Annotated in this window: 7 protein-coding genes; all 7 read right to left on the bottom strand. The window is 72.4% G+C overall.

From position 1 onward, the window contains the following. Positions 1-297 precede the first annotated feature (297 nt). The 7 genes from QOZ89_RS01000 to trpC all read right to left on the bottom strand — a co-directional run bounded on the left by QOZ89_RS01000 (position 298) and on the right by trpC (position 12,944). Positions 298-1,743: a glutamate synthase subunit beta gene (locus QOZ89_RS01000; protein ID WP_071049443.1), complete on the bottom strand. Its 1,446-nt coding sequence runs from the start codon at positions 1,741-1,743 to the stop codon at positions 298-300. A gap of 470 nt (positions 1,744-2,213) precedes the next feature. After that, a complete protein-coding gene (gene gltB / locus QOZ89_RS00995) occupies positions 2,214-6,773 on the bottom strand; it encodes a glutamate synthase large subunit (RefSeq protein WP_312622694.1) in 4,560 nt (1,519 codons plus the stop codon). 405 nt (positions 6,774-7,178) lie between these two features. Beyond that, positions 7,179-7,991: a VIT1/CCC1 transporter family protein gene (locus tag QOZ89_RS00990; protein WP_312622693.1), complete on the bottom strand. Its 813-nt coding sequence runs from the start codon at positions 7,989-7,991 to the stop codon at positions 7,179-7,181. Then, entirely contained in the window at positions 7,984-9,234 is a 1,251-nt protein-coding gene (lgt, locus tag QOZ89_RS00985; RefSeq protein WP_312622692.1) for a prolipoprotein diacylglyceryl transferase, read from the bottom strand. Before lgt ends, QOZ89_RS00990 begins: the two co-directional genes overlap by 8 nt. A gap of 200 nt (positions 9,235-9,434) precedes the next feature. Then, positions 9,435-10,265: a tryptophan synthase subunit alpha gene (gene trpA / locus QOZ89_RS00980; RefSeq protein ID WP_312622846.1), complete on the bottom strand. Its 831-nt coding sequence runs from the start codon at positions 10,263-10,265 to the stop codon at positions 9,435-9,437. Positions 10,266-10,532: 267 nt separating this feature from the next. Further along, positions 10,533-11,831, bottom strand: coding sequence for a tryptophan synthase subunit beta (gene trpB / locus QOZ89_RS00975; RefSeq protein WP_071049441.1), 1,299 nt, complete (start codon positions 11,829-11,831; stop codon positions 10,533-10,535). A gap of 306 nt (positions 11,832-12,137) precedes the next feature. Then, positions 12,138-12,944 carry an indole-3-glycerol phosphate synthase TrpC gene (gene trpC, locus QOZ89_RS00970; RefSeq protein ID WP_071049440.1) on the bottom strand — a complete coding sequence of 269 codons (807 nt, stop codon included), beginning with the start codon at positions 12,942-12,944 and terminating at the stop codon, positions 12,138-12,140. Positions 12,945-12,997: the final 53 nt, after the last annotated feature.

Genomic DNA, 12,997 nt, shown 5'->3' with positions numbered 1-12,997 from the left:
CAGCGTCGCGATACGTCCACCCGGCCGTGGCCCATGGCCCGCCGCATGTCTTCCGGCGCCCTGGGCCGTCTGGCTCCATCCGCTTCCATGCCGCCCATGGCGGCGGAGATCCGACCGCGAGCCGCCCGGCCATAGCCCCCGGGACTACGAAGAAAATCCCATTCTCAGAGAAGCAAATCACATTCTACGAATGCCGATGGCCGGTTGCCGTGTCACTCGACACGGCAACCGGCCACGGGAATTTCCACAGGAATGTAGAAGCAATGGAACCGCGGGACGCCGAGCCTGGCGACCGCCCTATCGGCGGGTTGGGGTGATCGGGTCGGGCAGGTCGGTGGTGCCGACCAGGTAGCGGTCGACGGCGGCCGCGGCCGAGCGGCCCTCGGCGATCGCCCAGACGATGAGCGACTGGCCACGGCCCATGTCGCCGGCGACGAACACGCCGGGCACCGAGGTCTGCCAGCCGGCGTCGCGGGCCACGTTGCCGCGCCCGTCCAGCTCGACGCCCAGGTCGCCCAGCAGGCCCTCGCGCTGCGGGCCGACGAAACCCATCGCCATCAGCACCAGCTCGCAGGGCAGCTCGGTGTCGGTGCCCTCGACCTTCTGGAACCTCCCGTCGACCATCTGGACCTCGTGCATCCGCAGCGCGCGCAGCCGGCCCTCGTCGTCGCCGAGGAAGGACTCGGTCGAGACGGCGTAGACCCGCTCGCCGCCCTCCTCGTGCGCCGACGACACCCGGTAGACCAGCGGGTAGCTCGGCCACGGGTTCGCCGGCGGCCGGGACTCCGGCGGGCGGGGCATGATCTCCAGCTGGTGCACGGAGACCGCGCCCTGGCGGTGGGCGGTGCCCAGGCAGTCGGCGCCGGTGTCGCCACCGCCGATCACGACGACCCGCTTGCCCGCCGCGGTGATCGGCGGCTCGGCGAGGTCGCCCTCCTGCACCTTGTTGGCCAGCGGCAGGAACTCCATCGCCTGGTGGACGCCGGAGAACTCCCGCCCGGGCACCGGCAGGTCGCGCCCGATGGTCGAGCCGCCGGCCAGTACCACCGCGTCGTGCGACGCGCGCAGCTCGTCCGCGCTGATGTCGACGCCGACATTGCAGGAGGCGACGAACCTCGTCCCCTCGGCCGCCATCTGCTCGAGACGGCGGTTGAGGACGGCCTTCTCCATCTTGAACTCGGGAATGCCGTACCGGAGCAGGCCGCCGATCCGGTCGGCGCGCTCGTAGACGGTGACGTCGTGCCCGGCCCGGGTGAGCTGCTGGGCGGCGGCGAGCCCGGCGGGGCCAGAGCCGACGACGGCGACCTTCTTCCCGGTGCGCGTCGACGGCGGCACCGGGTCGACGCCCCGGCCGTCGGCGAACGCCCGGTCGATGATCGAGACCTCGATCTGCTTGATCGCCACCGGGTCGTCGGAGATCCCGAGGACGCAGGCCGCCTCGCACGGCGCCGGGCACAACCGCCCGGTGAACTCCGGGAAGTTGTTCGTCGCGTGCAGCCGGTCGATCGCCTCCCCCCACTCCCCCCGGCGGGCGAGGTCGTTCCACTCGGGGATGAGGTTGCCGAGCGGGCAGCCGTTGTGGCAGAAGGGGATGCCGCAGTCCATGCACCGCGCCGCCTGCGCGGTCAGCGCGGGCGAGGGGAACTCCTCGTACACCTCACGCCAGTCCTGGATCCGCACGTCCACGGGCCGGCGCGCCGGCAGCTCCCGGTGGTGCCGGAGAAACCCAGTCGGGTCAGCCATGCCGCTCCTTATTTCTGGTTCGCTTCGTCCGGGCAGCGCGCTCCGGCCTCGTACTCGCTTCGCTCCTACGAGACCTCCGCGCGCTGTCCTCCTACGCTCACGGGCGCTGCGGCGACCTCCGCTGCGGCCCAACCACTTCGCTTCGCTCGTGGCCGGGCCTCCGCGGAGGCGCGCCTTCGCGCCAGCTCGGTTGCGTCCCGCTTGAGCGTTGCTAGACCACAGCACACCGCCGCGGGGGCACATCGCTTCGCTCGTGGGCGCGCCTCCGCGCCCAGCTCAGTCGCGGGATCCTGAGCGTTCCCTGCCAGGGTTGCCCCTGGCAGCTCTCTGCGTCGCCTTACTCCGGGATCCTGACCGTTCCCCACCTGGGTTACCCCTGGCGGGTCCCCGGCTCGCCTCACTCGTGGAAGGGCTGCGGGCTTCCGCCGAGTCTGGCGGCGAACACGGTCGCCCAACCCAGCCCCCCCGCCTCAGCTGCGCGCGGAGGCCATGATCAGGTCCTCGGCGGAGATCCCCTGCTCCTTGGCCTGCTTTATCGCGGTCAGTACCCGCTTGTAGTCGCGGGGCATGATCTTGACGAACTTCTCCTGCTCGTCCTCCCAGCCGGCCAGCAGCCGGGCGGCGACCGTCGAGCCGGTCTCCCGGCGGTGGCGGGTGAGCAGGCCGACCAGCTGCGACCGGTCCTCGGCGTCAAGCGGCTCCACGTCGACCATCTCGGTGTTGATCCGCGTGACCACCGGGGCGTACAGGTAGGCGACGCCGCCGCTCATGCCGGCCGCGAAGTTGCGCCCGATCGGTCCGAGCACCGCGACCGTGCCGCCGGTCATGTACTCGCAGCCGTGGTCGCCCACGCCCTCGACGACCGCGGTCGCGCCCGAGTTGCGGACGCAGAACCGCTCGCCGACGACGCCGCGGAAGTACGCCTCGCCCGCGGTCGCGCCGTAGAGCAGCACGTTGCCGGCGATGGTGTTCTCCTCGGCGCGCAACGGCGTCTCCTTCGGCGGGAAGACGATGATCCGCCCGCCGGACAGGCCCTTGCCGGTGTAGTCGTTGGCGTCGCCCTCCAGGGTGAGGGTGATGCCGCGCGGGACGAACGCGCCGAAGCTCTGGCCGGCCGAGCCGGTGAAACGCAGCGAGATCGTGTCGTCCGGCAGGCCGACCGCGCCATAACGGCGGGTGACCTCGTAGCCGAGCATGGTGCCGACGGTCCGGTTCACGTTGCGGATCGGCATCTCCAGCCACACGGGCCGGCCGTCCTCGAGCGCGCCCTCGCACAGCTGGATGAGCGAGTTGTCGAGCGCCTTGTCGAGGCCGTGGTCCTGGCTCGCCGAGTTGCGCAGCGACCCGCCGAAGGGCGTCTCCGGGGTGTGTAGCAGCGGGCTGATGTCCAGGCCCTCGGCCTTCCAGTGCTCGACGGCGGCCGTCGCGTCGAGCAGGTCCACCCGGCCGACGGCCTCCTCGAGCGTCCGGAAGCCCAGGTGCGCGAGGTACCCGCGCACCTCCTCGGCGATGAACGTGAAGAAGTTCTCGACGAACTCCGGCTTGCCGGTGAACCGGGCGCGCAGCGCCGGGTTCTGGGTCGCCACGCCCACGGGACAGGTGTCGAGGTGGCAGACCCGCATCATCACGCAGCCGGCGACGACCAGCGGCGCGGTCGCGAAGCCGAACTCCTCGGCGCCCAGCAGCGCGCCGATGACGACGTCGCGGCCGGTCTTGAGCTGGCCGTCGACCTGCACCACGATCCGGTCGCGCAGGCCGTTGAGCAGCAGCGTCTGCTGCGTCTCGGCCAGGCCCAGCTCCCACGGGGCGCCGGCGTGCTTGAGCGACGTCAGCGGCGAGGCGCCGGTGCCGCCGTCGTGGCCGGAGATGAGCACGACGTCGGCATGCGCCTTGGACACGCCGGCGGCGACGGTGCCGACGCCGACCTCGGCGACCAGCTTGACGTGCACCCGCGCCTTCGGGTTCGAGTTCTTCAGGTCGTGGATGAGCTGGGCGAGGTCCTCGATCGAGTAGATGTCGTGGTGCGGCGGCGGCGAGATCAGGCCGACCCCCGGCGTCGAGTGGCGGGTCTTCGCGATCCATGGGTAGACCTTGTGGCCGGGCAGCTGGCCGCCCTCGCCGGGCTTGGCGCCCTGCGCCATCTTGATCTGCAGGTCGTCGGCGTTGACGAGGTACTCACTGGTCACGCCGAACCGGCCGCTGGCGACCTGCTTGACCGCCGAGCGGCGCAGGTCGCCGTTCTCGTCCGGGACGAACCGCTCGGCGTCCTCGCCGCCCTCGCCGGTGTTCGACTTGCCGCCGAGGCGGTTCATCGCGATCGCGAGCGTCTCGTGCGCCTCGGCGCTGATCGAGCCGTAGGACATCGCGCCGGTGGCGAACCGCTTGACGATCTCGGAGACCGGCTCGACCTGCTCGATCGGGATGGGCCGGCGCAGGCCGGGCCGCAGCTCGAACAGGCCGCGCAGGGTGGCGTTGCGCCTGGAGAGCTCGTCGACCTTGGACGTGTACTGCTTGAACACCTCGTACTGGCGGGTACGGGTGGCGTGCTGCAGCAGGAACACCGTCTCCGGGTTGAACAGGTGCAGCTCGCCCTCGCGGCGCCACTGGTACTCGCCGCCGACCTCGAGGCTGCGGTGCGCGAGCTCGGTGGCCACCCGCGGGTAGGCGCGGGTGTGCCGGGCGGCGACCTCGGCGGCGAGCACGTCGATGCCGACGCCCTCGAGGCGCGAGGCGGTGCCGGTGAAGTACCGGTCGATGACGTCGGAGCGCAGGCCGATCGCCTCGAAGACCTGGGCGCCGGTGTAGCTGGCGATGGTGGAGATGCCCATCTTGGACATCACCTTCAGGACGCCCTTGCCGAGCGCCTTGATGAGGTTCTTCTCGGCCTGCTCCGGGGTGACGCCCTCGATCTCGCCGTGGCTGATGAGGTCCTCGACGCTCTCGAACGCCAGGTACGGGTTGACCGCGGCGGCGCCGTAGCTGGCGAGCAGCGCGATGTGGTGCACCTCACGCGCGTCGCCGCTCTCGACGATCAGGCCGACCTTGGTGCGGGTCTTCTCCCGGATCAGGTGGTGGTGCACGGCGGCGGTGAGCAGCAGCGACGGGATCGGGGCGAGCCGCTCGTCGGAGTCGCGGTCGGACAGCACGATGACGCGGGCGCCGTCGGCGATGGCCGCGCTCACCCCGGCGCAGATCTCCTCGATCCGCGCCGCGAGCGAGGCGCCCCCGCCGGCGACCTCGTAGAGGCCGCGGACGGTTACCGCGGCGAAGCCGGGCATGTCACCGTCGTCGTTGATGCCGATGATCTTCCCCAGCTCGGTGTTGCTGATCACCGGATAGGGGATGTGGATCACCCGGCAGGTCGCGGGGCTGGCCTCGAGCAGGTTGCCCTCGGGCCCCAGGTAGTTGCCGAGGCTGGTGACCAGCTCCTCGCGGATGGCGTCCAGCGGCGGGTTGGTGACCTGCGCGAACAGCTGCTGGAAGTAGTCGAACAGCAGCCGCGGCCGCTCGGAGAGCACGGCGATCGGGGTGTCCGTGCCCATCGAGCCGATCGGCTCCGCGCCGGCGCGCGCCATCGGCGCGACGAGGATCCGCAGCTCCTCCTCGGTGTAGCCGAAGACCTGCTGGCGGCGGGTGACCGAGGCGTGGCTGTAGACGACCCGCTCGCGGGCGGGCAGGTCGGCGAGCTCGATGACGCCGGCGTGCAGCCACTCCCCGTAGGGCGACGCCGAGGCGAGCTCCGACTTGATCTCGTCGTCGCTGACGATCCGGCCCTTGGCGGTGTCGATGAGGAACATCCGGCCGGGCTGCAGCCGGCCCTTCTGGATCACCCGGTGCGGCGGGATGTCGAGCACGCCGACCTCGGAGGCCATGACGACCAGGCCGTCGTCGGTGACCCAGTAGCGCGACGGGCGCAGGCCGTTGCGGTCCAGCACCGCGCCGATCATCGTGCCGTCGGTGAAGGCGATCGACGCCGGGCCGTCCCACGGCTCCATGAGCGTGGCGTGGAACTTGTAGAAGGCCCGCCGCTTCGGGTCCATCTCCGCGTGGTTCTCCCACGCCTCCGGGATCATCATGAGGACGGCGTGCGGCAGGCTGCGCCCGCCCAGGTGCAGCAGCTCGAGGACCTCGTCGAAGCTGGCCGAGTCGCTGGCGCCGTTCGCGCAGATCGGGAACAGCCGGGAGAACTCACCGGGGATCAGGTCGCTGGCCAGCAGGGCCTCGCGGGCGCGCATCCAGTTGCGGTTGCCGCGGACGGTGTTGATCTCGCCGTTGTGCGCGATCAGCCGGTAGGGATGCGCCAGCGGCCAGCTCGGGAAGGTGTTCGTCGAGAACCGGCTGTGTACCAGGGCGATGGCGCTGGCGAACCGCGGGTCGTCGAGGTCGGGGAAGTAGGCCGACAGCTGATGGGTGGTCAGCATCCCCTTGTAGGTCAGCGTGCGCGCCGACAGCGACGGGAGGTAGACGCCGGTCGCCCGCTCGATCCGCTTGCGCAGGCAGAACGCCCGCCGCTCCAGCTCCATGACGTCGAACGGCGTGTCGTCCTCGACCGGCGCCCCGACGGCCGGCGCGACCGCGACACCGGGCAGGGTGACAAACAGCTGACGCATCCGGGGCTCGACCTCGCGCGCGGCGTGGCCCACGATGTGGCTGACGACCGGCACCTCGCGCCAGCCGAGCAGCCGCAGGCCCTCCTGCCGGGTCAGCCGGCCGATGGTGCGCACGGCCTCGTCACGGTCACCGGCCACCTGCGGGAGGAACGCGATGCCGACGGCGTACCGGCCAGCGGCCGGCAGCGGGAAACCCGCCACGTCCCGCAGGAACACGTCCGGGACCTGGACGAGAATGCCGGCTCCGTCGCCCGTGTCCGGGTCGCTACCCGAGGCTCCCCGATGGTCGAGGTTGCGCAGTACCGTGAGGCCCTGGTCGACCAGCTCGTGACTACGCCGGCCGTGCACATCGACGACGAAACCGACGCCGCAGGCGTCGTGCTCGAGGGAGGGATCGTAGAGACCTTGCTTAGTCGGCATCCGGAGGTGTCCTGTCCGTCTTCAGGGCCTGAAGGGGTGCGGACGACGCTGTCCGGGTGACGCGACGACGGCCTGGTGGCACCGGGCGCGAGGCACGGTGCCCTGGGCACAACGCGCCTCGGAGTCTTCCGGGGGCACGGAAGACCCATCCCGAGCAGCTAGGACCCGAGCAGGTGGGACCAGGTCGGCTGGGGCAGGGCGCGGTGAGCCAGTCGCGTCATACGCTGCAACGAGTGTGCCACGTGGCCGCCCGTTTCGCTGAGATCGTCAGTGTCCGCCAGGTCACATGAATGTGACAGTTGTGTTCCACACAATGCCGTCTTACTCTGGGCCGCCCGGTTCGTCCCCCTCTTTCGGGCTGTATGTACCCGCCGTCCCGGCCGTCCCGGCCGACCCGCGGCCCGGCTAGCTGACACCGCCGACAAGAACGCCGACCAGGTAGGTGGCGCCGGCCGCGAGCGCGCCGAGGGCGAGCTGGCGGGCGCCGGACAGCAGCGGCGGACGGCCGGTGAACCGGCTGACGGCCGCCCCGACGGCGACCAGCGCGACGGCGGCCAGCACGGCGCTCGCCAGGAACGTGTCGGCGCCGAGCAGGTACGGCAGGACGGGTATCAGGGCTCCGACGGCGAACGCCGCGAACGACGCCCCCGCGGCGACCAGCGCGCTCGGCAACCGGCCGGGTGTCACGCCCAGCTCCTCCTGGCTGTGGATCGCGAGCGCGACCTCCGGGTCGACGTGCAGCTGGCGGGCCACCGCCTCGGCGAGCGTCGGGTCGACGCCCTTCCTCGCGTAGGTGGCGGCGAGCTCGGCGCGCTCGTCCGCCGGGAAGTCCGACAGCGCGCGGCGCTCCACCTCGATCTCGGCGGCCATCGCCTCGTTCTGTGACATGACCGACGTGTACTCACCGGTGGCCATCGAGAACGCGCCGGCCGCCAGCCCCGCGAGCCCGGCGAGCACCGCCGTCGACCGCGACGAGTCGCCACCCGCGAAGCCGGAGAGCAGCGCGACGTTGCTGACCAGCCCGTCCATCACGCCGAACACCGCCGGGCGCAGCCAGCCACCGGAGATGTCGCGATGCGTGTCCCGGTGCTGGTGGCCCCACCGGGCCCCCTCCCGCGCGGGAGGGCCCTCCCCTCTGCCTCTGGCAGCGTCCCCTCTGCCTCGGGCGGCGTCCGGCCCGGAGCCGCCCGAGGGCGGCCCCGGGTGGGGGTCAGGCATCGCGCGGGCCACCGCCAGCGGGGCTGCCGTCGCCGTCGCCGGCCGCCGCGACGCCGCTCGCCTTGTCCAGGCCGACCCGCGCGGCGACGGCGCCGGCCGTGACGACCTCGCCCTTCTGCGCGGAGTCCGCGCTGGCCGGGGCGGGGACAGTGGCCGGCGCGGGGACGGCCGCCGGCGCGGCGGTGTCCACGGGCGTCGTCTCCACCGGCTTCGGCTCCGATGGCGTCCCGTCCGCCGATGCCGCGTCCGCTGGCGTCAGGTCCGCCGATGCCGCGTCCGCTGGCGTCAGGTCCGCGGGCTCCGCCGCGGCGCCCGCCGCCGTCTCCGTCGGCTTGGCGTCCGTCGTCGAGTTCTGCTCGGCCGGGGCCGCGGCGCCGCCGGTCTCGCTGGTCTCACCCGTCTCGGCCGTCTCGCCGGCGGTGGCCCCCGCGGGCTGCTCGCCGGCGCGGTCCGCCGGCTTGCGCAGGAGGATGAACATCACGAGGGCGCCGACGAAGACGACGGCGCTGACCCAGTCGTTGAGCCGCAGGCCGGCGATGTGTTTCGCATCGTCGATGCGCAGCGCCTCGATCCAGGACCGGCCGACGGTGTACAGCATGATGTAGAGCGCGAGCAGGCGGCCGCGGCCGAGGCGGTGAAGCCGGTCGACGAGGAGCAGGACGAGGGCGACGCCCAGGCACCACAGCGACTCGTACAGGAATGTCGGGTGGAACGTCGCGAACTGCTCATACCCGGACGGCCGGTGCGCGGCGTCGATCTTCAGCGCCCACGGCAGGGTGCTGGGCCGGCCGAACAGCTCCTGGTTGAAGTAGTTGCCCCACCGGCCGATCGCCTGGGCGAGGACGATGCCGGGCACGGCCGCGTCGGCGAACAGCAGGAACGAGACGCCCGAACGCCTCGTCTTGAGCCAGACCCCGAGCGCGCCGCCGGCGACCGCACCCCAGATCCCCAGGCCGCCGTTCCACACCTTCAGGACGTCGGCGACGTGCCCGTCCGCCCCGAAGTACGCGTCGGGGCTGGTGATGACGTGGTAGAGCCTGGCGCCGATGATGCCGAACAGCACCGCCCACACACCGGCGTCACCCGCGAGGTTCGGGTCGGCACCGCGGGCGCGCAGCCGCCGCCCCGTCAGCCAGACCGCGACGACGACGCCAATGATGATCATAAAGGCGTAGGCGCGCAGCGGCAGCGGCCCGAGGTGGATGACGCCTCGGGATGGGCTGGGAATCGCGGCTAGTACCACGGCGCAAGGCTACCCAGCGACACCGCGCCGCCCTACTCCCCCACCAATTGGCTTCCGTAGGTTCGGCCCCCGTCCGCATGCCCGGCAGCCAATCGGCGGGGACCCCGCGGGCAACTTTGGCCCAAGAAAATCTACGCAGAGTAAAAGTGGCTAAACTCTACGGCACAACCGACCAGAAATTGTGACAGGCGTCACTTCTGCTACGCGGGGCGGCGGACGCCGGCGGCGAGCTCGGCGGTGAGCGTCCGGATGCCGTCCAGGCCGGCCGAGAGCCCGCTGCCCGAGCGCTCGGCGGCGAGCAGGGCGCCGACGAGGGCCGAGCCGACGATCACGCCGTCCGCGAAGGCGGCGACGGTCGCCGCCTGACCGCCGTCACGCACGCCCAGTCCAACCGACACCGGCAGGTCGGTCACCGCACGGACCCGCTTGACCAGGCCCTCGGCCGCGGCGCCGACCGACTGGCGGGCACCCGTCACGCCCATGAGCGACGCGGCGTAGACGAAGCCGCCCGTGATCTCGGTCACCATCCGGATCCGCTCGTCGGTCGAGCTCGGCGCGACCAGGAACACCGAGTCAAGATCGCGCGCACCGGCGGCGGCGAGCCATGGACCGGCCTCCTCCGGCGGCAGGTCGGGGGTGATGGTCCCGGCGCCGCCCGCGGCGGCGAGATCGGCGGCGAAGCGCTCGACGCCGTAGCGCTCCACCGGATTCCAGTAGGTCATGACGAGGGCGGGCGCGCCGGTCTCGGCGACCGCCTCGACGGTGCGCAGCACGTCGGCGGTGGTGACCCCGCCGCGCAGCGCGGCGTCGACGGCCTCCTGGATGACCGGGCCGTCGATCGTCGGGTCCGAGTACGGCAGGCCGACCTCGACCACGTCCACGCCGGCCTCGACCATGGCGCGCATCGCCGCGATGCCGCCGTCCACCGTCGGGTAGCCGGCCGGCAGGTAGCCGACCAGGACCGAGCGGCCCTCCTTGCGCGCCGCCGCGAACGTGTCCGCGAGCCGCCCGCGCGTGCCCTGTGCCTGCACCTGCTGTCCGTCTCCCGGCCGGCTCGGGCCGTCCGTGTCCGCATGCTTGTCGGGGTGCTTGTCGGGGTGCTTGTCGGGGTGTCTGTCGGGGTGTCTGTCGGAGCTGTCTGTCAGGGCGCCCGTCGCCGGTCGCTCGCCGGCACCGGCCTGGCGAGCCCCGGGTTCGTTCTGTCGTGTCACCGTGATTTCCCGCACGTATCGCCGGAGCGGCGCCGTCATCTGACGGTTACCCGCCCGTGCCGCCGCCCCGCTGGCGCCAGCCCCGGGTCAGCCGTGGGCGGGCTCGCCGCCGTCGGCGGGGAGCACGCCGAACCAGCGCGCCGCCGTGTCGACGTCCTTGTCGCCCCGCCCCGAGCAGCTGATCAGCACCGTCGCGTCCGGGCCGAGCTCGCGGGCGACGTCGAACGCGCCGGCGAACGCGTGCGCGCTCTCGATCGCGACCAGGATCCCCTCCGTCTTCGCGACCAGGGCGAGCGCGTCCATCGCCGCCGCGTCGTCGACGACGCGGTAGGAGGCCCGGCCGGTGTCGTGCAGCCAGGAGTGTTCCGGCCCGATGCCCGGGTAGTCGAGGCCGGCGGAGATCGAGTGCGAGACCTTCGTCTGGCCGTCGTCATCCTGCAGGAAGTACGACCGCATGCCGTGCAGCACGCCGGAAGAGCCGCCGGCGATCGCGGCCGCGTGCCGGCCGGTGGCGAGGCCGTCGCCGCCGGCCTCGCAGCCGATCAGCCGGACGGAGGCGTCCGGGATGAAGCGGTGGAAGATCCCCATGGCGTTCGAGCCGCCGCCGACGCAGGCGACGACCGCGTCCGGGAGCTTCCCGGTGAGCGCCAGCACCTGCTCGCGGGCCTCGACGCCGATGATCCGCTGGAAGTCGCGCACCAGCATCGGGAACGGGTGCGGGCCCATCACCGAACCGATGCAGTAGTGGGTGCGCTCGACGGTGGCGACCCAGTCGCGCAGGGCCTCGTTGATGGCGTCCTTGAGCGTCCGGCTGCCGGAGGTGACCGGGATGACCTCGGCGCCGAGCAGGCGCATCCGGGCGACGTTGAGCGCCTGGCGGCGAGTGTCCTCCTCGCCCATGTAGACGACGCACTCCAGGCCGAGCAGCGCGCAGGCGGTCGCGGTCGCGACGCCGTGCTGGCCCGCGCCGGTCTCGGCGATCACTCGGGTCTTGCCCATGCGCCTCGTCAGCAGGCACTGGCCGAGAACATTGTTGATCTTATGGGACCCGGTGTGCGCGAGGTCCTCGCGCTTGAGCAGCAGCCGGGCGCCGCCGATGTGCTCGGCGAGCCGGAGCGCCTCGGTGACCGGGGTCGGCCGGCCGGCGTAGCTGGCGAGCAGGCCGTCGAGCTCGGCGACGAAGGCCGGGTCCGCGCGCGCCTGCTCGTAGGCGGCGGACAGCTCGTCGAGGGCGGCCATCAGCGCCTCGGGCACGAACCGCCCGCCGAACGGCCCGAAGTGCCCCAGCGCGTCCGGCACGCTCTCCCACGCGCCGGGCTCCGCGTCCAGGGACGGCGGGACAGGCGGGACGGTGGTACCGGTAGCCCCGGCACTGCTAGCGCTCACGCCCCGACTCTATCGGGGCGGGTGACTGGACGTCCCCGCCCCGTGTCGGGCGTCAGGGCGCCCTCCGGCGCTGGTACCGGGCCTGTGTACAGGACGGTGGCCAGGCCGGTCTCGGGTCGGGATGGCGGTTGCGTTGACGCTGCGCTAAAGGCGCCGTCACCCCTCAGGGTTACGTCACGCTGACCCCATCCCAGGGTGGGTGGCCGGGTTGGGTTCGAGGGCCATAGCAGTTTCGAGGGCCATAGCAGTTCAGCGGTGCGCGGGTGGCTCGGGGCGGGAAACGGTGGTGGGCGGTTGGGGCACGTCCTAGCGGCCGACTTTGGTTGCCGGGTGGGCGCCCGCGGCGACGAGGTCGGCCACGGTCTGGCGCGGGTCCGAGCCGCTGACCGCCGCCTCCCCGACCAGCACCGCGTCGGCGCCGGCCTCGGCATAGGCGAGCAGGTCGTGCGGGCCCCGGATGCCGGACTCGGCGACCTTCAGGACGCCGGGCGGCACCAGCGGGGCCAGCCGGGCGAACGTGTCGCGCCTGATCTCCAGCGTCTTGAGGTCACGGGCGTTGACGCCGACGAGCCTGGCGCCGGCGTCGAGCGCGCGCACCGTCTCGGCCTCGTCGTGGACCTCGACCAGCGCGGTCATGCCGAGCGACTCGATCCGCTCGAGCAGGCCCACGAGCCGGGGCTGGTCGAGCGCCGCGACGATCAGCAGCACGATGTCCGCGCCGTGCGCCCGCGCCTCCCAGACCTGGTACGGCGAAACGATGAAGTCCTTGCGCAGGACGGGCACGTCGACAGCTACGCGGACGGCGTCCAGGTCGGCCAGCGACCCGCCGAAGCGGCGCCGCTCGGTGAGCACGCTGACGGCGGCGGCGCCGGCCGACTCGTAGACGCCGGCAAGCGCACCGGGGTCGGGAATGCCGGCGAGCTCGCCCTTCGACGGGCTGCGCCGCTTCACCTCCGCGATCACGGCGACGCGGCGGGCGCGCAGCACCGCCAAGGCGTCGCGCGGGTCGGGAACCTTCTCGACCCGCTGCTTGAGCAGGTCGAGCGGGGTGCGCGCCTCGCGCTCGGCCAAGTCGGCACGGACACCGGCGATGATCTCGTCGAGGACGGTCACAGCCGGGCTCCTCTGGCTCTCGCTGCCATGGCGCCGATGGTAGGCCCACCCAC

This window comes from Pseudofrankia coriaricola (genome assembly GCF_032027725.1).
GTDB lineage: Bacteria > Actinomycetota > Actinomycetes > Frankiales > Frankiaceae > Pseudofrankia.
This window is presented reverse-complemented; position numbering and strand designations above follow the sequence as displayed.